Source organism: Xanthobacter pseudotagetidis (assembly GCF_043194795.2).
Classification (GTDB): domain Bacteria; phylum Pseudomonadota; class Alphaproteobacteria; order Rhizobiales; family Xanthobacteraceae; genus Xanthobacter; species Xanthobacter tagetidis_A.
Genome location: NZ_CM195534.1, coordinates 4,480,516 through 4,502,669, shown reverse-complemented (window position 1 = coordinate 4,502,669; position 22,154 = coordinate 4,480,516). Strand labels below are relative to the sequence as shown.

The following is a 22,154-nucleotide window of genomic DNA, read 5'->3' as shown; positions in this document are numbered from 1 at the left end:
CTCACGGCGTGTTCGGGACCTCGGCGCGCGGGTCCGGCAGGTCCGGCTTCTTGGCCGAGAGCGAGGCGCCGGCGTCCTTCGGCAGCACGATGAAGAACAGGAAGCTCACAGCGCTCACGCTCGCCACCACCAGGAATGCCATGGTGAAGTCGTCCAGCGTCACCATCTTCTCCCCGCGCGCGCCGCGCATCAGCTCCAGCACGAAGCCGGCGAGCGCGACCCCCATGGAGAGCGAGACCTGCTGCGCCACGCTGGCGAAGGAGGTGGCGCGGCTCATCTCCTCCGGCTCGACGTCCGCATAGGTGAGCGCGTTGAGGGCGGTGAACTCCAGCGAGCGCAGGAAGCCGCCGAGCAGCAGCACGCTCATGATCACCCAGTGCGGCGTGCCGGGCGTGAAGACCATGTTCAGGGCGATGAAGCCGGCGCACAGCAGCGAGTTGACCACCAGCACCCGCTTGAAGCCGAGCCGCCGCAGGATCGGCGCGGCGGTGAACTTCATCACCATCGCGCCCGCCGAGGCGGTGAAGGTGAGCAGGCCCGAGGCGAAGGCCGAGAGCCCGAAGGCGAGCTGGAACATCAGCGGCAGCAAGAATGGCATGGCGCCGATGCCGACCCGGAAGAAGCTCGCCCCCACCACGCCGGCGCGGAAGGTGGGGTAGCGCAGCAGCCTCAGGTCGATCACCGCGTGGGGCGTCACCCGGGCGTGGAACCAGTAGAGCACGAGGCTCGCGAGGCCGATGGTCGACACCACGCCGGCGATCCAGGCGGGCACCAGGTGCTGGCCCATCACCGCGAAGCCGAAGACGAGGCCGGCGAGGCCGACGCCGGAGAGCACGAGGCCCTTCAGGTCGAGCGGCGGCACGTCCTCCTCGCGCACGTTCTCGATGAAGCGGGTGGCGAGGAACACGCCCAGCACGCCGATGGGCACGTTGATGAAGAAGATCAGCCGCCAGTCGAAATAGGTGGTGATGAAGCCGCCGAGCGGCGGGCCGAACACCGGCCCGAGCAGCGCCGGGATGGTGAGCCAGGCGAGCGAGGAGACGAGCTCGGTCTTCGGCACCGAACGCAGGATGACGAGCCGGCCGACCGGCACCATCATCGCCCCGCCGAGCCCCTGGACGATGCGGTAGAGCACGAAGTCCAGCAGCGAGGAGGACAGCCCGCACAGGATCGAGCCCAGCGTGAAGATGACGATGGCGGAGCGGAACACCGTGCGCGCGCCGTAGCGGTCGGCCGCCCACCCGCTCGCCGGGATGAACACCGCGAGCGACAGCAGGTAGGAGGTGAGCGCGAGCTTCAGCGCCACCGGGTCCTCGTTGAGGTCGGCGGCGATGGCCGGCAGCGAGGTGGCGATCACCGTCGCGTCCACCTGCTCCATGAACAGGGCGCAGGCGACGATGAGCGGGATCAGCAGGTGCGGCGGCAGAGACAGGCGGGGGGTGAGGCGGGCCATGGCGGCTCCCATCGGGCCGGCCATCCTTAAGCCATTGCCGGCGCGCGTTGAAGAGGGCGAAGCCGCCATCGCGGCGAGGTGAATGCGGCCACGCTCGCCCCTCTCTCCGCCCTCGCCCCTCTCCCGGCGCGGCCTTCTCTACCACCGTGGCCCCTTTCCCCGCCGTCGCCCTCCGACTTGATCGGAGGGCCCATTTCGCGGCCGGGCGTGATACCGGAAGGTGGCCTGGATGCTCCGGTCAAGCCGGAGCATGACGGCGGTTTGGGTTTTCAGCGCCCTGTCGCCCCTGTCACCGGCGTCATCCCCCGGCTTGTGGCTCTTCCCCCGCCGCCGTCCCAACCCGCCGTCGCCCTCCGACTTGATCGGAGGGTCCATTTCGCGGCCGGGCGTGATGCCGGAAGGTGGCCTGGATGCTCCGGTCAAGCCGGAGCATGACGGCGGTTTGGGTTTTCAGCGCCCTGCCGCTCCTGTCATCGGCGTCATCCCCCGGCTTGTGGCTCTTCCCCCCGCCGCCGTCCCAACCCGCCGTCGCCCTCCGACTTGATCGGAGGGCCCATTTCGCGGCCGGGCGTGATGCCGGAAGGTGGCCTGGATGCTCCGGTCAAGCCGGAGCATGACGGCGGTTTGGGTTTTCAGCGCCCTGCCGCCCCTGTCACCGGCGTCATCCCCCGCTTGTCCGGGGATCCACGCAGCTTTGACCGCGGCGCCGGGCCCCGTCCCTTGCGCGCGGGAGAACCGGGCCCATATGCACGTTCGGGCCTCAAAGGAGGGCCTTCGCGCGCCATGGTCTACATTCTCGCCGCTCTGCTTCCGCCGCTCGGCCTGCTGGTGAACGGGCAGCCGATCTCGGCGCTGGTGAACTTGGTGATGATCGTGCCGTGCATCGTGCTCGGGCTGATCTTTCCTCTGTTCTTCCTGGTGCCGTCGGCCCATGCGGTGATCGCGGTGCACATGAAGCGCACCGATCGCCGCCAGCGGGAGATCGTGGATGCCATCGAGCGTCATGGCCCGCCGCCTCCGGGCTGGCGTCCCTGACCGCAGAAACGAACGCGGCGGCCCGAGGGGCCGCCGGTCGGTCGATCGAAGGCGCGCTCCGTGTCGGAGCGCGCTTTTTTCGCCAGCCTCAGAAGAAGCGGCGGGTCGCCTCGCGGTCTTCCTCGGCCGGAGGAGCGGCCTCGCGCAGGCGGATGGTGCTCTCCTCGCGGCGCACGAAATCGGCGAAAGCGTCGAGCGGATCGGGCTCCTCGGCGGCGGGCTCGCCGTGCAGGGCCACGGGCTCCGCCGGGGCGGGGCGCAGGTCGCGCTCCTCCTCGTCCACCGGGATGGCGCGCGAGGAATCGGTGGTGCGGGTCGCCTTGGCGTCCAGCCACGGCAGAGGATAGGGCGAGGCGATGTAGGCGACGCCGTCGTCCTGCTCCCAGGCGACCATGTAGACGGCCTCGTCCGCCGGCATGCCGGGCAGCGAGAACATCTGCGGCATCTCGCGCGCCCGCCCGCTCCAGCCCAAAGTATGAGCCAGCTGGAAGGCCTCGTCGAGGAAGGCGCTCACCGCCGCCAGGCGATCCGCCCGCAGGCCCTGAAGAAAATCCACGTCCAGAAGGTGGCGCAGATAGGCCTCCACGCTGTCCCCCGCAGCCCACTGGGCTCCGGTGGCGAACTGGTAGACATAGACGCGCGGGCTCTCCATTACGCTACTCCGGCTGTTCGTCGCGACATCGCTCGAGGCAGGCAACGGCACCCGAGGCGCCGCGTTCCCGTCTTTGCGACCAGTCTCTTTATATTTCAATGCCGCCGGTTAAGACAGTGTGCCTTGATTGCAGGCGGAAGCCCGCCGGTGGCGTGCGCCTCCGCATACCGCTGCGGCATTTCTTTTCAAAGGGTTATGACGTTCGCGCCGGCGATCATGGTTAATCATCGGTGCATGCGGTGCGGTATGATGCGGCGCCGATGCCTCATGTCGGCTCACGCGAGCGGCTGCGCATCCCGCAGGATCGCCTCCGCGGCAGCGCTCGGCCGGCCGTCCCCGCCGGCGAGCACGAGGCCGGGAAGCAGCGCCGGCGGCGTGCGCCGGCCCTTCAGCGCCCGCACGATCAGCCGGGCCGCCGGCGCTCCCGGCGCGGGAAAGAGCGGGATCAGCTCCACGGCTCCGAAGCGCCCGGTGAGCGCCGCGAGAATCTCCGCCAGCGCCTGTGGCCGGTGGATCAGGCACAGCGTGCCGCCCGCCGCGAGGCAGCGATAGGCGCTCTTCACCCAGCCTTCGAGTAAATCTGACGTTGCGTCATGCGCCAGCGCGCGCCCGCCATGGGGCGAGACATTGTGCGTGGCGCAAGCGTTGTAGGGCGGGTTCATGAGCACGAGGTCGGCGTCCCCCGCCGCCACGTCCGGCGGGCCGGCGGGGCGGCCGAGCGCGGTCACGTCCGCCGGGACCGCGCGACAGCGTGCCGTCAGGCCGTTCGCGGCCGCATTGGCGCGCGCGAGGTCCGCCAGGGTGGGATCGATCTCCACCAGAACCCCCTCCGCCTGCCGGCAGCGGGTGAGGAAGGCGAGCCCCGCCGCGCCGACACCGGCGCCGAGGTCCATCATGCGGCGCGCCGCGGCGGGGGCGGCGGCGGCGAGCAGGATGGCGTCGTGGCCGACCCGGTGGCCGGCCTTCGGCTGCGTCAGCATCAGCCGGCCGCCGAGCACGGCGTCGTGCGTGGTCTCGCCGGGCGTGGGCTCAGCCATGGCGCCCTCAGCCCGCGTCCAGCAGGGCATAGGCCCAGCCGGCATCGGCGAGCAGGCGCCGAGCCCGGGGGGCGTCCTCGTCCACCACCAGCAGGCGGCGCGGCAGGATGCCTATGGAGCCTTCGAGCGCGCTGATATGCGCGTCCGCCACCATGTGGCCGATGTCGGCGGCCTCCAGGAGGGCTTCCATGGCGCCGAGCAGAACGATGTCGTTGGTCCGCGCCAGCTCCTTCATCCTGGCCCTCTCGCCTCGCCCGCCGGCAGGCTTGCGGCGGTGCGCCGCTTGCACCCGACCCCCCGGCGTCCCTATGGTGCGGCAACTTATCGAATGGAGACGGACCCGGCTTTTAGACGATATCGCCCCGCGATGGCGTCCAAAAGCATCCGGCTCTGAGAAAGACAAGCGGGAGCGCATTTTGGCCCTCGTCCTACCGTTCGAGCCCAACGAGCCGTCCATCGAGGCCCTGGTGCGCCTTGTTTCCGCGGACATGAACCGCGTCAACGCGACCATCCTGTCGCGCACCGGCTCCGACGTTGCCATGATCCCGGAGGTGGCGAACCACCTCATCTCCTCCGGTGGCAAGCGGCTGCGCCCCATGCTGACGCTCGCCTGCGCCGCTTTGTGCGGCTACCAGGGGGAGGGCCATGTGAAGCTCGCCGCCGCGGTGGAGTTCATGCATACCGCCACCCTGCTCCATGACGACGTGGTGGACGAGAGCGACATGCGGCGCGGCAAGCTGGCCGCGCGCAAGCTCTGGGGCAACGAGGCGAGCGTGCTGGTGGGCGATTTCCTGCTCGGCCAGGCGTTCAAGATGATGGTCGAGGTGGGCTCCATGCAGTGCCTCGACATCCTCTCCAACGCCGCCTGCGTGATCGCCGAGGGCGAGGTGATGCAGCTCGCCGCCGCCAAGAACACCGCAACTTCAGAGGACGACTACCTCGCCGTGGTGCGGGGCAAGACGGCGGAGCTGTTCGCCGCCGCCTGCGAGGTCGGGGCGGTGCTGGGCCAGCGCTCGAAGACCGAGCTCGGCGCCTGCCGCTCCTACGGCATGAATCTCGGCATCGCCTTCCAGCTGGTGGACGACGCGCTCGACTATGGCGGCAGCCAGGCCAAGCTCGGCAAGAATGTGGGCGACGACTTCCGGGAGGGCAAGATCACCCTGCCGGTGCTGCTCGCCTTCCGGCGTGGCGACGGGCCGGAGCGTGCCTTCTGGCAGAAGTGCCTGGAGAATGGCGAGGTCACGGACGCCCACCTCGCCCAGGCCATCGGCCTGCTCACCAAGCACCGCGCGCTTTCCGACACCCTGGAGCGCGCGCGCCACTACGGCGCCATCGCCAAGGACGCCTTGGCCCTGTTCCCGCCGAGCGCCGCCAAGGACGCGCTGATGGAGGCCGTCGACTTCTGCCTCTCCCGCGCCCATTGACGGGCGGGCGCCCCTCTCCTTTGGGAGAGGAAGCCGCGTCGTCCGGGAGGAGAACCCTCTCCCCGTCGGGGAGAGGGCAGGGTGAGGGGGCGGGACGCCTGTGAAGCTGGCCCCGTCTCGCCCGGCAGTGGAACCCCTCACCCGAGCCCTCTTCCTCGGGGAGAGGAAACAGCGTCGCCTAAAGGGCGATCCCTCTCACCGCAGAGCCAGCCGGTACCTCTGGGGGAATGGCGTGCCGCCCATGTCCACCGGGCCAAGCGGCCGGGCGCAGGGGTGCTTCAGCACGCTCTTGACGATCTCCGGGATCATCGCCGCGCCCACATAGCGCCCGAGGCATTCGTGGTGGCCGAAGCCGAAGTGCAGGTAGGCATGGCTCGCCCGGTCCGGACGGAAGGCGTCGGGCTGCTCCACGAAATCGGGATCGAACATGGCCGAGAGGCTCAAGGGGAGCACGCTGGTGCCCTTGCCGATCACCTTCTCCCGCCCCGTCCCCTGGGCGATGGTCACCGTGGACGCCGCATGGCGGAACATGAAGGCGACGATGGGCGAGAAGCGCAGCGCCTCCCACACATAGCCGGCCACCAGCGCGTCGTCGTCGGCCTGCGCCGCAGCGCGGGCGCCGGCCAGCGCATCGGGGCGGGCGAACAGCTCGGCCAGCGCGTTCACCACCGCCTCGGCGGTGGTCTCGATGGCGCCGATCAAGAGCCCGCCCACATTGATCACCACCCGGTCCATGCCGAAATGGTCGGCCGCCGGCAGGTTGAGGCTGAGGATGCGGGTGAGCATGTCGTCGGGCGCGGTGCCGGCCTTGATCTCGGCGAGGCGCGCCGGGATCAGAACCGCGAACAGCGCCCTGAGCTTGACGCGCGATTCCTCCGCCGCCTGGTGGATGGCGTCGGCATCCGGGCGCCCGTCGAAGGGCAGGTTGTTGAACTGGTCCATCTGGTTGGCATAGGACCACTCGAGCAGATCCTGGTCCGGCCCGTTGATGCCGAAATAGCGCTGGACGACGCGCATGGGCACGAAGCGGGCGAGCTGCGACACCACCTCGATCTCGCAGCCGGCCGCCTCCAGCGCCGCCTCGGCCACCTCGCGGACCATCTCCCGCACGCGCGGCAGGTCGCCGAAGGCAAGGATCGAGCGCATCACCGCCTTGTCGCGGTAGTTGATCTCGGTCTCGTCGAGGGCGAGCATGAACTCGCCCATCTTCGGCTTGTAGAGGTCCACCGTGAACACGCGCGGCATGGAGAGCACCTCCATCACGTCCGCGCGCTTGGCGATCAGCGTCACCTCGCAGGTCTCGTAGATCGGCGCGTGGGCGCGCAGCTCGGCGAAGAAGGCGCGCGGCTCGCTGGCGATGAGGTCGCGGGCGAGCGGCCAGCGCTGCGCGGGCGGCAGCGCAGCCAGCCGGTCGAGATAGGGCGTGTTCGGCTTGACGTCCGCCTCGGCGCGCGCGGTCATCGCGGTCCCTCCAGGATCTTCAGATATTCGATGATGGCGTACCGGTCCCGCGGCTCCAGCCGCGGCTCGGGGAAGGGGTGGCCGGCGTTGGAGTTGCCGGGCAGCGTGGTGTCGAAGCGGAAGGCCTTGGCCTTCTCGGCGGCGGCAAGCTCGTCGTCCGAGGAGACGAAGCCGAGCTTCTTCGGGTCGTAGCGCGTCGCGCCCACATAGAACGCCTTGGGCCGCTCCTCCTCGGGCGAGAGCAGGTCGTAGACGGTCGGCACCGAGCCGTTGTGCAGGAACGGCGCCGTCGCCCAGATGCCGGCGAGCGGGCCGGCCTTGTAGGCGAGCGGCGCGCTCCAGCCCGCCTGCGGCTTGTCGGAGCCGGGGGCGAAGCGCCAGCCGAAATAGGCCTTGCGCGCATCGCCGGTGATGCCGCGGGCGCGCAGGTCGTTCTCCACCATGGCATTGACGGTCAGCAGCAGGATGCCGCCCGCCGGCACAAGCGGCGCGCCGCCGAAGGCGGGGGCGAGCACGCCGGTCTCGGCGGTGCGGCCGGCGAAGTTGGTGAGCATCTTCGGGTCGGTCTTCACCACCTCCTGCGGCACCATGGTCACGGCGAGCCAGCGCCGCCCGCCCTCGGTCTCCTCGGGGGCGGTCAGGCGATAGTCCGGCCCGCCGTGGCAGCCGGCGCAATGGGCCTTGAACAGCCCGGCGCCGGTGGCGGCGAGCATCGGGTCGACGGGGCCGAGCAGGTTCTGGGGATAAGGCGGCGGCTTCAGCGCCGCCGCCCAGTCCTCCAGCTGCTTCAGGTTGTCGATCAGGGCCGCCGAGGAGAAGGCGGCGACATTGCCGCCGGAAAGGTTCGCATGGCCGAACACGCCCAGCACCTCGCCGACATTGCGGCCGATGGGATTGCCGGCGACCCCGTTCCACTGCACGTAGCGCTGGGCCGGCGTGGTCCACAGGAAGGGATAGCTCACCGGCGCGTCGGGGATGCGGAAGTTGGCGTCCTGCTGCAGCGCCTCGGCCGCCACCGCGTTGAGGATGTGGCCGAAGGCGTCGAGCCGGCCGCGCCCGTAGGGATGCGGCGTGTAGGCCGCGGCCTCGATGCGCCGCAGCTCGGTGGCGGTGGCCTCCAGCAGCGGGCGCACCGCCTTCGGCTCCTGCTTCAGGCGCGCGGCGAAGCGGGCGAACTTGGCCGGATCGGCGAGCGTGGCGTCGAGCGCCTTGGACAGGCGCGTCATCAGCATCTGGAAGTCGCCGAGCGCCGCGCCGCCGTCGATCCACACCCGCGCGCCGGGAAGGGTGATCTCGCCGGTGTGGCAGGCGGCGCAGGTCAGGCCCGCCATGGGGCCGGCCGGGCCGCCCGGCGCCGGGTCCCTGGCGAAGCCGACCGGGAGCCGGTCGGGGTTGCGCGGGGTTGCGGCGGGCGAGGGAAGGAAGCCCATGGCGGCGATGTGCCGGTCGTCGAGGAACAGCGCCTCCTTGTCCGGCTGCTCCAGCGCCAGGAGGAAGGCATAGGGCAGCAGCCGCGAGCCCTGGGGCGTGTAGTAGAACGCTTCGCGCATCTCGCCCGACCAGCCCTGGTCGAGGAAGGTCGGCGGCAGGAGCGCCGTCTGCTCGTCCGGCGGCGCCGGCGGGGGCGGCGACGGGCGCGTGAGAAAGAGCTCGACGCCCGCCACCACGGCGCCGACGAGGAGGATGACGGCGATTGCGCCGAAGATCCGTCTGGCCATTTTCGTTGTTCCCCCCAATTCTTCCCCTCGAGGGCGCCGCGGCCAGGGCGGCGCGCGCCGGACATTGCTGCGGCGGGCGTTGCCGCCGGCCGGCCTTCGAGGGCGCGCCCTGCCGCCTGCGGCCGGCAGGCGGGGATACCGCGGTCCCTTGAAGGGCGTGTTGCGCCGCGCGCGGCGGCGGTCGCCCGCGCTTCAGGCGAGCGTGAGGTCGAGGCTCTCGCGCAGGCGCGCCACCAGCTCGCCCTGGCGGCGGGTGTCGCTCTTCTCGTAGAGCGCCTTGAGCTGGCTGCGCACCGTCGACATGGCGACGCCGCGCTGCTCGGCGAAGTCGGCCAGCGAGGCCCCCACCGCCAGCGCCGCCGCCAGAGCCGCCTCGGCGGGGGTAAGCGAGAAGGTGGTGGCGAGGCGCCGTGCCGCGTCCGCAGCACCCCGTCCCGGGGCGCGCACCACCACGGCGATCTGCGAGCGCAAGGTGAGGTTCACCTTGCCCTGAACCTGCGGCAGGGGATGGAGCGAGACCCGGTAGGGCGCCTCGTCGGGGTCCGCGCGCCCGATCTCCATGTGGTCGGCGTGGGCCAGGTCCGCCTCGCCCCGGCGCGCGGCGAGCGCCTGCGCCACCGATTGCGCCAGCTGGCGCGTGGCGCGGGCGTCGCGCAGAGCGAGCTTGCCGGAGCGGATGGCGATCTCGCCGCCCTTCAGCATCTCCTCGCCGGCGCGGTTCACGTGGGCGATGCGCAGGTCGGCGTCGGCCAGGAAGATGCCGGCGTCGACGATGTCGAGCGCGGCGCCGATGTCGTCCACCTTCGCCTTCGCCTCGTCGAGGATGGCGTAATACTCGAACGCCCGCCGCAGATGCGGCACCACGAGCCCCAGCTTCTGCTTCTCCGGCGCCCCGAACGGCCCCTTGGCCCGCCCGCGCATGGCGCAGATGGTGGCCATGACGTCGGCCTCCTGCGCGAAGTAGGAGACCAGCGAATGCTCGATGTCCATGGGCTCCACCACCTCGCGGAACAGCGCCGAGGCGCGGAACTGGTCGGCGTCCACCCCGTCCTCGCCGCAGATCACGCGGCCGGGGTTGGAGAGGATGTAGGACAGGCGCGGGTCCTCGGTCGCGTGGCGGTAGAGGAAGGTCCGGTAGGCCATATGATCGTGGCCCCATACGCGCCAGGTGGGCTTGCGCTGCTGCTTCAGGCTGAACACCGCCAGCTGGCCGACGCGGCCGTCGATGAAGCGGGTGACGCCCTCCAGCAGGATGCCCCATTGCCCGGGGTCCACGCTGTATTCGTAGACATCGTTGAGAAGACGGGAATATTCATCCAGATCGCTCATGACCGCCCCTGTCTGGCGCACGTCGGAGCCCGCTCTCCGAAGTGCTTCATGGTCGAACGTTAGTCAAATACAATTTCAGGCTGCACCGACGGTTGCCCGCCGTCCGCCGCCGGACCTGCGCGACGCGGATGCCGGCGGAGGATGCCGCTTGGGCCCGCATTGCGCAACGGTCCGAAGGTGCGGAGCCCCGGGCACGGGGTCATCCCCCAAATGCATGATGCCCCCGTGGCCGTCCCCGTGCTCGCTTGGTCATGCCGCGCGATGGCGCCCGCTCCAGGGTGGCGCTCCCCGGCGGAGACAGCGATGACGGTGAAGACGAGGCGGGAGACCATGGACCGCGATCCCCTGCGGCCGACCATCAAGGACACCATCGGCGAGCGCGTGCGCTCGCTGGCCTTGGAGGCAGGCGCGCGGCCGCGCGAGAAGGGCTTCTCGCGCCTGTTCCCGCAGCTCGCGGCGCCGGCGCACCGGCTGCCGGAGGGGCCGCGGACCCTCGACGCGCTGATCGGCCTCGCGGAATCGATGGCGGAAGGGGACGTCATCCACCGCGAGCCGCGGCGCAAGTGCGACGGCGACGGCGATCTGCCCGCGGCCTACACCTATCTGACGGAATTCGTGCTCAACGACCTTGTCTGGCAGCGTCGCTCCGCCGTGCCGCCGGCGCGCCCGTCGGAAAGCGCGCCCATGGAGAGCCTGGACCTGCTGGTGAACCGGCGCGCGGGCGTGCTGGAGCTCGAAAGCATCTATGATGCCCCGCGCGATCCGCAGGACGTGCGGCTGATGCTGCTCGGGCGGGTGGCGCCGGCGCCCGCCGGCCGCGCGCGGCCGCCGCGCAAGGCTGCCGCCAACGACCTGCCGCGCCACCCGCGCAGCATCGATCCCGGCCGCGACAGGATCGCCCGCGCGGGCGATCCGCGCAGCGACGCGATGCTGGTGCTGAACCAGCTCCATGTGGCGTTCCTGAAGGCCCACAACCGGCTGGTGCGCGACGGCCTCGGCTTCCAGGAGGCGCGGCTCGCGCTGCGCGAGCGCTACCGCTGGATGGTGATGAACGACCTCCTGCCGCGCCTGTGCGATCCGCAGGCCCTCGACGAGGCGCGGGCACGCCCGGCCGCCGGCGTCCGGGCGCGGGGCTCCATGCCGGCGGAGTTCGCCGCCGCCGCCTTCGTGCTGGCGCCCGCCATGGCGCGATCGAGCTACGACTACAATGCCGGCTATCGCAACGTGGAGCGCGGCGCGCTGGCGACGCGCCTGGTGCTCGGCGCCGCCGGGCGCGGCTATGACGCGCTGCCGGAGCACTGGATCATCGCCTGGGAAGGCTTCCTGCCGCTGGAGGGGCTGGCGCCGCAGCGCGCCCGCGCCATCGACACCCGCATCGCCGGAGCGCCGGTCACGGCGAGCACGCTGGCGCGCCGGCACCTGCTGGAGGGCTACCGGCTCGGCCTGCCCACCGGGCAGGCGGTGGCGGCCCATCTCGGGCTCGGGCCGCTCGCGGGCGAGCGGCTGCTCGCCGCCTTGCCGGAGGCCCAGCGCGACGCCGCCGCTCCGTTCGCCGATGCGACGCCGCTGTGGTTCTACGTCCTCGCCGAGGCCGGGGACCCCGCGGGCCCCGCCGGCGCGCGGCTGGGCCCGGTGGGCAGCCGCATCGTCGCGGCGACGCTTTATGGCCTGCTGGGTCCGGAGCCGCAGGCGTCCGGCGCGCCGGGCCGGCCGTTCGAGCATTTCACCCTGAGCGACCTGATCCTGCTCGCGGCGGACGAGGACCTGTTCGCGGCCTAGGACCGATCGGCATTCACGGCCGGGGCCGCGGCACGGCCTTTCGCCCTGGCGAGCGAAAGGCCCGTTCCGCTACAGCGCGCTCCGATCAGTTGTATCAATTCGATCGGTGAATCGCCCTCTAACTCAAGGATAGAGAACGCGTTGTCCGATCAGCTTGCGTCGCAAGCTGATCGGCGCGTGCTCTAGCGCGCCGCGTTTGGCCCGCCATAGGTCAGCACGAGGAGGGTGATGTCGTCGAACTGCGCCGCGCCCTGGGCGAACCGCTCCACCGCGTCGAGGACGTGGTCGACGAAGACGGTGCCGGCCGTCTCCCGCGCCGCCTCGGTGACCTCGCGCAGCCGGTCCTCGCCGAACGGGTTGTCGGCGGGGTCCGCGGCGTCCGGCAGGCCGTCCGTGAACAGGAACAGGCGGTCGCCCGGCGCAAGCGTGATGCGCTGGGCGCCGAACCGCGCCCGGTCGAGGATGCCGACCGCCATGCCCACCGGCGGCAGGATTTCGGTGGTCCCGTCCCGGCGCAGCACCATCACGTCCAGATGGCCGCAATTGCAGTAGTCGAGCGTCCCGTCCTCGAGGTTCAGGACGGCGCTGAACAGCGTCACGAACATGCTCTCGCTGTTGGTGGCGCAGAGCAGCTCGTTGACGATGCCGATGGCGGTGGCGAGGTCGCTCTCGCGGCGCAGCACGTAGCGCAGCGCGGTCTGGGTGGCGCTCATGAACAGCGCCGCCGGCACGCCCTTTCCGGACACGTCGCCGACGCTCATGACGAGGCGGCCGTCCGGCAGCAGGAACATGTCGTAGAAGTCGCCACCCACCTCCTTGGCGGGCCGCATGCAGGCCTGGATCTCGCCCCGGTGGCCGAGGTCCGCCGGCTCCATCGGCTCAGGCAGCATGGCGCGCTGGATCGCGGTGGCGCTCTCCATCTCCCGCCGGAGCGCCTGGCGCACCATGATCTCCTCGGCGAGGCGGCGGAACGAGGCGGCGAAATTGGCGAGCTCCGGCAGCGGGTTGCGCAGATCGTCCAGGAGCCGCATGTCGAAGTCGTGGCGCTCCAGAGCGTTCAGCGCCGTGGAATAGAAGCCCACCGCCCGGTTGAAGGTCTCGAGCCGGCCGCCGATCTGCCGGAGCGCGGCCTCCAGGAACGGCGGATGGGCGCGGCCGGCCTCCTTCAGCGCCTGGGCGCCGATGCGCACGGCGCGGATCGCGTTCACCGCCTGCACATGGGCGGTGCGCGGCACGCCGGTGAAGGCGGCGACCTCGCCCACCACCGCCGGCCCGTGGACGTCGGCGAGGTGGACGTCGCCGTAGGGCGTGTCGATGAAGACATGCGCCGTGCCCTCGACCAGGAGCAGCGCGAAGTCGCTGGTCTCGCCCCGGCGCAGCAGGAACTCGCCCGGCGCGAAGGCGGCCAGCGCCCCGCCCGCGACCAGATCGGCGAGCGCGTCCAGGGGCAGGGTTCCCATGATCGGATGTCCGCCGACGAGGGCGGCGACGCGGCGTGCCTCGTCGGGCGGGAGCCGCGGCGGCACGCTGTCCTCGGGCGGTGGAAGGTCCGATGCCTGCGTCATGGTTTTGTGCTTACCGTGCCTGAGCGCCGGCGGCAAACGTCGTCTTGGGCCCGCCCGGCCGTTTCGCTGCCTCCGCCCGTCCGCGTTCGCATTGATCTCCGGGCGTATCTGTGTATTTTGCGCCGCAACACTCCCCCATCGAAGCGGGCCCGAGCACGTCGGACCCGCGTTTTTGTGCTGGACGGCCCATGAAGCTGCGCAACATCGCCATCATCGCCCACGTCGACCACGGCAAGACCACGCTGGTGGACGAGCTGCTGAAGCAGTCGGGCTCCTACCGCGAGAACCAGCGGGTGGCCGAGCGCGTGATGGATTCCAACGACCTGGAGAAGGAGCGCGGCATCACCATCCTCGCCAAGGCCACCTCGGTGGTCTGGAAGGATACCCGCATCAACATCGTCGACACCCCCGGCCATGCCGACTTCGGCGGCGAGGTGGAGCGCATCCTGAACATGGTGGACGGAGCCATCGTGCTGGTGGACGCTGCGGAAGGCCCCATGCCGCAGACCAAGTTCGTGGTCGGCAAGGCGCTGAAGATCGGCCTCAAGCCCATCGTCGCCATCAACAAGGTGGACCGCTCCGACGCCCGGCCCACCGAGGTCATCAACGAGGTGTTCGACCTGTTCGCGGCGCTCGACGCCACCGACGAGCAGCTCGACTTCCCGATCCTCTACGGCTCCGGCCGCAGCGGCTGGATGGCCGAGAGCCCGGAAGGCCCCATGGACCAGGGCATGGCGCCCCTGTTCGACCTGGTGCTGAAGCACGTGCCCGCCCCCACCGTCCACGAGGGGCCGTTCCGCATGATCGGCACGCTCCTGGAAGCCAATCCCTTCCTCGGCCGCATGATCACCGGGCGCATCACCTCCGGCGCCATCAAGCCCAACCAGCCCATCAAGGTGCTGGCGCAGGACGGCTCGCTGGTGGAGCAGGGCCGGGTCTCCAAGATCCTCGCCTTCCGCGGCATCGAGCGCCAGCCGATCGAGGAGGGCGTCGCCGGCGACATCGTCGCCATCGCCGGCCTCCAGAAGGGCACGGTGGCCGACACCTTCTGCGCGCTCGACGTGACCGAGCCCATGGCGGCGCAGCCCATCGACCCGCCCACCGTGACCATGACCTTCATCGTCAATGACTCGCCGCTCGCCGGCACCGAGGGCGACAAGGTCACGAGCCGCGTCATCCGCGACCGCCTGCTGCGCGAGGCGGAAGGCAACGTGGCGCTCAAGATCGAGGAATCCAGCGAGAAGGATTCGTTCTTCGTCTCCGGCCGCGGCGAGCTGCAGCTCGCGGTGCTGATCGAGACCATGCGCCGCGAGGGCTTCGAGCTGGCCGTGTCGCGCCCGCGCGTGGTGTTCCAGAAGGACGAGGCCACCGGCGCCGTGCTGGAGCCGATCGAGGAAGTCCTCATCGACGTGGACGAGGAATATTCCGGCACCGTGGTGCAGAAGATGAGCGAGCGCCGCGCCGAGATGGTGGAGATGCGCCCCTCCGGCGGCAACCGCCAGCGCCTGGTGTTCTACGCCCCCACGCGCGGCCTCATTGGCTACCAGTCGGAGCTGCTCACCGACACCCGCGGCACCGCCATCATGAACCGGCTGTTCCACGAATACGCCCCCTACAAGGGCGAGATCGCCGGCCGCATCAACGGCGTGCTGATCGCCAACGAGCCGGGCGAGGCGGTGGCCTACGCGCTGTGGAACCTGGAGGATCGCGGCCCGATGATCATCGAGCCGGGCTGGAAGGTGTACCAGGGCATGCTGGTGGGCATCCACAACCGGGACAACGACCTGGAAGTGAACGTGCTCAAGGGCAAGAAGCTCACCAACATCCGCACCACGTCGAAGGACGAGGCGGTGCGCCTGACCCCGCCGATCCGCATGACGCTGGAGCGCGCGCTGGCCTGGATCCAGGACGACGAGCTGGTGGAGGTGACGCCCAAGTCCATCCGCCTGCGCAAGCGCTTCCTCGACCCCAACGAGCGCAAGCGCAACGAGCGCAAGAGCGTCAGCGAGATGGCCTGAGGGCACGCGCCCGCGCCGCTCGGCCTACGTCTCACGCCTCCGCCTCGAAGGCCCCCGGCACGTGCTCGGCGGCGCCCGAGCGCGCCAGGAGCACCGCGTCGAAGCGCAGGTTCATCCCGTCGAACTCGGGATGGGCGGCGAGGTAGGCCGCGGCCGCGGCGGCGATGCGCCGGCGCTGGCGCGGCAGCACCGCGAAGGCGGCGTCCTCCAGCCCCGCGCGCAGCTTCACCTCGCAGAACACCAGCAGGTCGCCGAGCCGGGCCACGAGGTCGATCTCGCCGGCCTTGGTGCGCACGCGCCGCGCCAGCACCTCGAACCCCCGCGCCTCCAGCAGGACCGCGGCGCGATCCTCCGCCGCGAGCCCGCTGCGATGCGCGGCGCGGCGCTTCTCGGTGCCGTTCGGCGGCGCCTCAGCCACCGCCGTCTCCGGCCGGATCGTCGTCGGCGCCGTCGCGCGAGCGCGCTTCCGACAGGGCCAGCGCGCGGGCGTAGACCTCGCGCTTGGGGCGTCCGGTGAGCGCGACGACCTCGGCCACCGCGTCCTTCACCGAGCCCTGCGACAGGGCCCGCAGCAGCGCCGCGTCCACCGCCGCGTCGTCGGCGGCCTCCTCGCGCGGCGGGCCCACCACCACGACGATCTCGCCCTTCGGCGCCTCGCGGCCGGCATAATGGGCGGCGAGCGCGTCGAGGTCGCCGCGCCGCACCTCCTCGAACGCCTTGGTCAATTCCCGGCAGACGGCGGCGGGCCGCGCGCCGAGCCCGCTGGCGAGGTCGGCGAGGCTCTCGGCGAGGCGCGGGCCGCTCTCGTAGAGCACGAGGCTCGCCGGGATGCGCGCCAGCTCGGCGATGCGCGCGCGCCGCTGGCCGCCCTTGGGCGGCAGGAAGCCGTCGAACAGGAAGCAGTCGGTGGGCAGGCCCGCGACCACCAGCGCCGCCAGCAGCGCCGAGGCGCCGGGGATCGGATGCACCTTGTGGCCGGCCTCCAGCGCCTCCACCACCAGCTTGTAGCCGGGGTCGGACACCAGCGGCGTGCCGGCGTCCGAGACCAGAGCGAGGCGCGCGCCCTGCTCCAGCCGCGCCAGCAGCTTCGGCCGCGCCGAGGCGCCGTTGTGGTCGTGATAGGGCACGAGCTGGGTCTCGATGCCGTAGCGGTCGAGCAGCCGGCGGGTGATGCGCGTGTCCTCGCAGGCGATGGCGTCGGCGCCGGCCAGCGTCTCCAGCGCCCGCACGCTGACGTCGCCGAGATTGCCGATCGGCGTCGCCACCACGTGGAGGCCCGGTGCCAGAGGCGGCACCGGCACGCGCACGCCGGCGATGAGGAAGCTTTTGGGCGCCTCGCCCGTGCGGGCGGAGGCTGAGGACGGAACGCTCATGCGCCGAACATAGACCCGGCCGCGCGGACGGGAAACGGCACGGCGGCGGCGGGCTTTGGAAATGTCCGCGCCGGCCCGCTTTCCCGCCGCCTTTGCCTTCCCCTCGTCAAATTGCCGCCCCAAGGGGTACGAGGTCCTGCGCGGGGGCGCGGGCTGCGGGGAGACAGGCGTTGAGGCAGGACGGGAACGGGACGGCGGGCGCCGTGGCGGAAGGCGGGGTCTCGCGGCGCGCCGTCCTTGCGCGCTGGGCGCGCGCGGGCGGCGGCTTCGGCGCGCTGGGCCTGCTCTCGGCCTGCGCCGGCGGCGATCTCGGCGACGCGCCGCAGGTGGCGCCCGCGCCGCCGCCGACCACGCAGCAGCTCGGCGCCGGCGGCACGCTGGTCGCGCTGCTGCTGCCGCTCGGCGCGCAGGGCAATGCCGGCATCGTCGCCCAGTCCATGAAGAATTCCGCCGAGCTCGCCGTCGCCGAGGCGGGCGGCGCCGACATCCGCCTCATCGTGAAGGACGACCTCGGCACCGCCCAGGGCGCGCGCATGGCGGCCGAGGCGGCGGTGGGCGAGGGGGCGAAGGTCATCATCGGCCCGCTGTTCGCCCATTCGGTGGCCGCGGCGGCGCAGGTGACGCGGCCCCTCGCCATGCCCATGATCGCCTTCTCCACCGACGCGAACGTGGCCGGCAACGGCGTCTTCCTGCTGAGCTTCCTGCCCTCGGGCGACGTGGAGCGCATCGTGCAGTTCGAGGCGTCCCAGGGCCGGCGCTCGTTCGCGGCGCTGCTGCCGGAGAGCGCGTACGGCACGGTGGTGGAAGGCGCGCTCCAGCAGACGGTGGCCTCCGCCGGCGGCCGGGTGGCGGTGATGGAGCGCTTCGGCACCGACCGCGCCAAGATGGGGGAGGTGGCCCGCCGGGTCGCGCCGTCGCTCGCCCAGGCGGACGTGCTGTTCATTCCCGACACGCCCGACCAGGCGCTGCAGATGGTGCAGATGCTCGCCGCCAACGGCGTCGACCTGAAGCGCCTGCGCCTCGCCGGCACCGGCCTGTGGGACGACCAGCGCCTGTTCTCCGATCCGCTGTTCGAGGGCGCGCAGTTCGCCGCGCCCGACCTCTCCGGCTGGCGCGCGTTCTCGGACCGCTTCCGCGCGCGCTTCGGCGCCGAGCCGGTGCGCACCGCGACGCTCTCCTACGACGCGGTCTCGCTCGTCACCGCCGTGGTGCGCGCCACCGGGCCGGACGGCGTGACGGTGGCGGCGCTCTCCAGTCCCTCGGGCTTCTCGGGCGTCGAGGGCACGTTCCGCTTCCGCGCCGACGGCACCATCGAGCGCGGCCTCGCGGTGATGGAGATCAAGGCCGGGGCGGTGCAGGTGGCGAGCCCCGCCCCGCGCTCCTTCGCCCAGCTCTGAGCGGCGCCGTCAGGCGATCCTGAGGTCCGGCCGGGGCAGCATGGAGCCGGTCTCGCGCGCCCGCGCATGCCAGGAGAGCGCCTCCTCGATGACGTGGGGCGTATGGCCGCCGCGGGCATCGGCGCGCGCCACATAGTCCTCCAGCGCGTCGCGATAGAGCGGGTGGGCGCAATTGGCGATGATGAGCCGCGCCCGCTCGCGCGGGGCGAGCTCGCGCAGGTCCGCGAGCCCCTGCTCGGTGATGAGGATGTCCACGTCGTGCTCGGTGTGGTCCACGTGGCTCGCCATGGGCACCACCGAGGAGAGCGCGCCGCCCTTGGCGATGGACTTGGTGACGAACACCGACAGATAGGCGTTGCGCGCGAAGTCGCCCGAGCCGCCGATGCCGTTCATCATCTGCGTGCCGCCCACATGGGTGGAGTTCACGTTGCCGTAGATGTCGAATTCCAGCGCCGTGTTGATGCCGATGATGCCCAGGCGGCGGATGATCTCCGGATGGTTCGAAATCTCCTGCGGGCGCAGGATCAGGCGCGGCTTGTAGTCGGCGATCCTCGGCATCACCTCGTCGTGCTTCTGCTTCGACAGGGTGATGGAGGAGCCGGAGGCGAAGTTCAGCTTGCCGGCGTCGAACAGGTCGAAGGTCGAATCCTGCAGCACCTCCGAATACATGGTGAGGTCGTGGAACGGGCTCTTGATGAAGCCGTGCATCACCGCGTTGGCGATGGTGCCGATGCCGGCCTGGAGCGGCTGCAGGCGCGAGGTCAGCCGGCCGCGCCGCGCCTCGTGCTCCAGGAACTGCATCAGGTGGCCGGCGATGGCCGCGGTCTCGTCGTCCGGCGGCAGCACATTGGAGGCGCTGTCCAGCTTCCGCGTCACCACGATGGCGGCGATCTTCTCCGGCGGGATGGCGATGAAGGGCAGCCCCACGCGGCTCTCGGGCGTCACCACCGGGATCGGTTCGCGGAACGGCCGGCGGGTGGGAATGTAGATGTCGTGCAGCCCCTCCAGCTCCGCCGGCTGGGTGAGGTTGATCTCGACGATCACCTTCTCGGCGAGGATGGCGAAGGTGGCGGAATTGCCCACCGAGGTGGTGGGGATGATGCCGCCGTTCGCGGTGATGCCCACCGCCTCGACCACCGCCACGTCGATGGGGCCGAGCATGTTCGTGCGCAGGTGCTCCACCGTCTCGGAAAGGTGCTGGTCGACGAACATCACCTCGCCGGCATTGATCGCCTTGCGCAGCGCCGGGTCGGACTGGAACGGGATGCGGCGCGAGAGCAGGTGCGCCTCCGCCATCTGCTTGTCGAGGTCGTTGCCGAGCGAGGCGCCGGTGATGAGGGTGATCTTCAGCGGCTCGCCGCGCCCGTGCGCCTGCCTGGCGCGGGTGGCGAGCGCCATGGGCACCGCCTTGGCCTCGCCGGCGCGGGTGAAGCCGCTCATGCCGACGATCATGCCGTCTTGTATGAGGTCCGCTGCCGCCTCCGCGGAAACGATCTTCTCGTGAAGCTGGCCGAGGCGGATGCGGTCGTGCGGCATGGGGACTCCAAGCAGGGTGCTGGCTTTGCGCGTCGCTTGGGCTGTCGCAATAGGAAGCCCGTCGCTCCATAGGATATTCGACTTAAGGCCGTCCCGCCTCACGCATGGATGGCGAGGCGCAGGCCGAACGGCTCCGCCCCGGGTGGATCGGGAAATCGCAAACCCTTGCCGTTCAATGCCCCGCGCGCGGGCCGGAGGCAGGCGCCCGCGCCCGCCCCATGGCCGAGCCCCGCACGGAACGCATGGGCCGTCCGCGCTGAGTGCGCATCGAAGGCATCCCGGCGGCGGTCCGGCCCGGTCAGTCCTCGCCGGGCTTCGCCTTGGGCAGGGGGATGGTGGAGGCCTGGGGCACGGGGGCGGTGTAGTATTTGCGCGCCGCCACGGAGCCGGTGACCGCGGGGCCGTGATCGCTCGGCGCGTAGGACATGGGCGGCGGGCGCTGACCCTCCGGCCCGACGATCCAGCCCGGCGGGAGATTGCCCGGGGGCGCGGCGCCGCGTGCCGGCACGTCGCGTCCCGGCCGCGGCGGCCCGCCATAGAGTGCGCCGGGCGGCGCCATGTCCGGCGCCGGCTGGCGCACCACGTCGGGCGCGGCGACCGGCGCCGCCGGGGGCGGAGCCGCCGGAGCGAGCGGCGGCCGCAGGCTGGCCGGCTCCGGCGCGGCCGCAGGATAGGCGAGCGGCGGATAGGACTGCGCGGGTTCCGGCGCCTTCACGGCGATCAGCGGCGCCGGCAAGGGCCGCGGCGCGGGCTTGCAGATGGCGCGGCCGGAGGTGCGGCGCATCAGGTCCACATGGATGTGGTCGTAGTGGAACACGTTCGAGCCCGGCGCGAGCACGGTGGTGAACAGCTCGCACGCGCCCGCCTGCACCTGGAGCAGGAAGCCGCGCGCGTCGGCCGGCCCGCGCCAGCCGTCCTTCACCGTCACCCAGCGTCCGTCGGCGAAGCGGAAGGCGCCGATGTCGAGGGCGTTGCCGAAGGCGTGCTCCGAGATCTTGGCGTTGGGATCGCCGTTCATGCCGCGGCAGGAATAGGCCGACATGTGGCGGATGGCGGTCACGGGCTGCCCCATCCAGGCCATGGCGGCGGGCTGCACCACCTGCGCGAGCCAGCGGTCGGTCTCGCGGATCACGGGGCAGGCGAGCTTACCGGTGGGCTCCAGCACCACGTTGCCGTCGGCGAAGGCGTTGACCTGGAACGGATGCTCCATGCCGCAGGCGCCGGAGCCGTTGAGCGCGGAGAGCGGCTCCATGAAGGCGGAGGCGACCACGCCCTTCTCGGCAAGGCACTGCTCCTCGGCTTCCGCACGCCAGGCGTCCCGCGTTTCGAAGTCGAAACGACAGCCGGTGAGCAGCCCCGTGAGGACGAGCGAGGCTACGAGAAACAAGGATACGCCGCGCGCCATGGCGGGCATCCTGGCGCAGTGGCGTTGCGAAGGGGTTAAGGGCGGATCGCGCGGGCGGCGGGCGGCGCGGAAATGCACCCGTCGTCTCGCCCACCCCGGGCCTGCGCCCGTGCGGGCGCGCCGAAACGCACATCGGCCAGCTTGCAGGGCAAGCCGGCCGCGGAAGGCGCGCTCCTCATCCAAGCGCAAACGGGCGAGGTCAGTGGGCCTCTCCCGCCGCGATCAGCGGGCGCGGCGGGCGCGCTTTATTCGCCGTCGGTCTCGCGGCGCGCCGGCTCCGCGGGGCCGGGCTCCGCCGCGGGCGTCGGATCACGCTGCTCGAAGGCGGACTGGAGCCGCTCGGCAAGGCGCATCAGGTCGTCCGGCACCTGCTCGCTGGTGTAGCCGTCGAACAGCTGGCGCAGCTCCCGGCCGATGAGGTCCTGGCGCGCGGAGATGTCCCGTCGGTGAGGCGTTCGCATGCCGCCGGTCTCTTTCTGGTTCTGCGTCGTCGCGGAGGTCGTGTCCAAGGGGAAGGCGCGCACCGTTCGCATGGCTCTTCATCAAGGCAGACGCATGCGGAAGCGCACATGTGGCATCCGCAAGCGTGCGTTGCAACAAGGAAAGGCGGCGCGAGCGCCCCGCCTTCGGCAAAACCGGCATGCCGCGGCCGAGCCGGCCCTCATTCGCGGAACAGCCGCGAGGGCTTCGCCTCGTCGTCTCCCGGTTCCGCGTCCCACGGCAGGTGGCCGAAGGCGTCGACATCGGCGCGCTTGACGTCGGCGCCGACGAAGGTCGCCTCCACCTCCCGCAGGAGCCGTCGCTCCTCGTCGACGATCCGCGGCCGGCGCGCGCGCCCGGACAGTGGTCCGCCGGAGCGTGATGACGAGCCTGGCTTGGCCGTCGATGCCCCGATCTCGGTGTGTCGCGGCTCGGTCATGGGGAGGGTCTCCGCGCTTCCATCCGCCGGTCAAACGCGGGCCCGCGGAATTT

Annotated in this window: 19 protein-coding genes; 5 read left to right on the top strand and 14 right to left on the bottom strand. The window is 71.4% G+C overall.

Annotated elements, in window-relative coordinates; all coding sequences use genetic code 11:
* Window position 1: 1 nt before the first annotated feature.
* Window positions 2-1,453, bottom strand: coding sequence for an MFS transporter (locus V5F67_RS20520; RefSeq protein ID WP_394017869.1), 1,452 nt, complete (start codon window positions 1,451-1,453; stop codon window positions 2-4).
* A gap of 783 nt (window positions 1,454-2,236) precedes the next feature.
* Here V5F67_RS20520 and V5F67_RS20515 point away from each other — a divergent pair.
* Complete coding sequence (locus V5F67_RS20515; RefSeq protein ID WP_394017868.1) at window positions 2,237-2,488, top strand: hypothetical protein; 252 nt, start codon at window positions 2,237-2,239, stop codon at window positions 2,486-2,488.
* 88 nt (window positions 2,489-2,576) lie between these two features.
* Here V5F67_RS20515 and V5F67_RS20510 read toward each other — a convergent pair whose 3' ends face one another.
* The 3 genes from V5F67_RS20510 to V5F67_RS20500 form a co-directional block, all read right to left on the bottom strand.
* Window positions 2,577-3,140, bottom strand: a complete 564-nt coding sequence (locus V5F67_RS20510) for a hypothetical protein (RefSeq protein WP_394017867.1) — start codon at window positions 3,138-3,140, stop codon at window positions 2,577-2,579.
* 275 nt (window positions 3,141-3,415) lie between these two features.
* Window positions 3,416-4,177, bottom strand: coding sequence for a tRNA1(Val) (adenine(37)-N6)-methyltransferase (locus V5F67_RS20505; RefSeq protein ID WP_394017866.1), 762 nt, complete (start codon window positions 4,175-4,177; stop codon window positions 3,416-3,418).
* A gap of 7 nt (window positions 4,178-4,184) precedes the next feature.
* Window positions 4,185-4,412 carry a putative signal transducing protein gene (locus V5F67_RS20500; protein WP_394017865.1) on the bottom strand — a complete coding sequence of 76 codons (228 nt, stop codon included), beginning with the start codon at window positions 4,410-4,412 and terminating at the stop codon, window positions 4,185-4,187.
* Between the two features lie 181 nt (window positions 4,413-4,593).
* Here V5F67_RS20500 and V5F67_RS20495 point away from each other — a divergent pair, with 181 nt between their 5' ends.
* On the top strand, window positions 4,594-5,601 hold the full coding sequence (locus tag V5F67_RS20495) for a polyprenyl synthetase family protein (RefSeq protein ID WP_394017864.1): 1,008 nt from the start codon (window positions 4,594-4,596) through the stop codon (window positions 5,599-5,601).
* 195 nt (window positions 5,602-5,796) lie between these two features.
* On the opposite strand, the gene V5F67_RS20490 is transcribed toward V5F67_RS20495, so the two are convergent.
* The 3 genes from V5F67_RS20490 to V5F67_RS20480 all read right to left on the bottom strand — a co-directional run bounded on the left by V5F67_RS20490 (window position 5,797) and on the right by V5F67_RS20480 (window position 10,109).
* Window positions 5,797-7,062, bottom strand: a complete 1,266-nt coding sequence (locus V5F67_RS20490) for a cytochrome P450 (RefSeq protein ID WP_394017863.1) — start codon at window positions 7,060-7,062, stop codon at window positions 5,797-5,799.
* The gene (locus V5F67_RS20485) at window positions 7,059-8,780 is read right to left on the bottom strand and encodes a di-heme-cytochrome C peroxidase (protein ID WP_394017862.1); all 1,722 of its coding nucleotides are present in this window, start codon (window positions 8,778-8,780) and stop codon (window positions 7,059-7,061) included. Before V5F67_RS20485 ends, V5F67_RS20490 begins: the two co-directional genes overlap by 4 nt.
* A gap of 192 nt (window positions 8,781-8,972) precedes the next feature.
* Window positions 8,973-10,109 (bottom strand): helix-turn-helix transcriptional regulator, encoded by a 1,137-nt coding sequence (locus V5F67_RS20480; protein ID WP_394017861.1) that lies wholly within the window; start codon window positions 10,107-10,109, stop codon window positions 8,973-8,975.
* 303 nt (window positions 10,110-10,412) lie between these two features.
* On the opposite strand from V5F67_RS20480, the gene V5F67_RS20475 reads away from it, so the two are divergent.
* Window positions 10,413-11,888, top strand: coding sequence for a peroxidase family protein (locus V5F67_RS20475; protein WP_394017860.1), 1,476 nt, complete (start codon window positions 10,413-10,415; stop codon window positions 11,886-11,888).
* 182 nt (window positions 11,889-12,070) lie between these two features.
* Here the strand turns inward: V5F67_RS20475 and V5F67_RS20470 are convergent, their stop codons facing one another.
* Window positions 12,071-13,453, bottom strand: coding sequence for a PP2C family protein-serine/threonine phosphatase (locus V5F67_RS20470; protein ID WP_394017859.1), 1,383 nt, complete (start codon window positions 13,451-13,453; stop codon window positions 12,071-12,073).
* Between the two features lie 188 nt (window positions 13,454-13,641).
* On the opposite strand from V5F67_RS20470, the gene typA reads away from it, so the two are divergent.
* On the top strand, window positions 13,642-15,471 hold the full coding sequence (gene typA / locus V5F67_RS20465) for a translational GTPase TypA (protein WP_394017858.1): 1,830 nt from the start codon (window positions 13,642-13,644) through the stop codon (window positions 15,469-15,471).
* A 31-nt stretch (window positions 15,472-15,502) separates the two neighbouring features.
* Here typA and V5F67_RS20460 read toward each other — a convergent pair whose 3' ends face one another.
* Both V5F67_RS20460 and rsmI read right to left on the bottom strand, forming a co-directional pair.
* On the bottom strand, window positions 15,503-15,889 hold the full coding sequence (locus tag V5F67_RS20460) for a YraN family protein (RefSeq protein ID WP_394017857.1): 387 nt from the start codon (window positions 15,887-15,889) through the stop codon (window positions 15,503-15,505).
* A complete protein-coding gene (gene rsmI, locus V5F67_RS20455) occupies window positions 15,882-16,844 on the bottom strand; it encodes a 16S rRNA (cytidine(1402)-2'-O)-methyltransferase (RefSeq protein WP_394017856.1) in 963 nt (320 codons plus the stop codon). Before rsmI ends, V5F67_RS20460 begins: the two co-directional genes overlap by 8 nt.
* A 170-nt stretch (window positions 16,845-17,014) precedes the next feature.
* Between rsmI and V5F67_RS20450 the strand changes: the two genes are divergently transcribed.
* Complete coding sequence (locus tag V5F67_RS20450) at window positions 17,015-18,241, top strand: penicillin-binding protein activator (RefSeq protein WP_394017855.1); 1,227 nt, start codon at window positions 17,015-17,017, stop codon at window positions 18,239-18,241.
* Window positions 18,242-18,250: 9 nt separating this feature from the next.
* On the opposite strand, the gene scpC is transcribed toward V5F67_RS20450, so the two are convergent.
* The 4 genes from scpC to V5F67_RS20430 all read right to left on the bottom strand — a co-directional run bounded on the left by scpC (window position 18,251) and on the right by V5F67_RS20430 (window position 22,101).
* Complete coding sequence (scpC, locus tag V5F67_RS20445) at window positions 18,251-19,777, bottom strand: succinyl-CoA:acetate CoA-transferase ScpC (RefSeq protein WP_394017854.1); 1,527 nt, start codon at window positions 19,775-19,777, stop codon at window positions 18,251-18,253.
* A gap of 298 nt (window positions 19,778-20,075) precedes the next feature.
* A complete protein-coding gene (locus V5F67_RS20440; RefSeq protein ID WP_509210588.1) occupies window positions 20,076-21,182 on the bottom strand; it encodes an extensin family protein in 1,107 nt (368 codons plus the stop codon).
* 245 nt (window positions 21,183-21,427) lie between these two features.
* Window positions 21,428-21,643, bottom strand: a complete 216-nt coding sequence (locus V5F67_RS20435) for a NepR family anti-sigma factor (RefSeq protein WP_394017852.1) — start codon at window positions 21,641-21,643, stop codon at window positions 21,428-21,430.
* Window positions 21,644-21,843: 200 nt separating this feature from the next.
* Complete coding sequence (locus V5F67_RS20430) at window positions 21,844-22,101, bottom strand: hypothetical protein (RefSeq protein WP_394017851.1); 258 nt, start codon at window positions 22,099-22,101, stop codon at window positions 21,844-21,846.
* Window positions 22,102-22,154 lie beyond the last annotated feature (53 nt).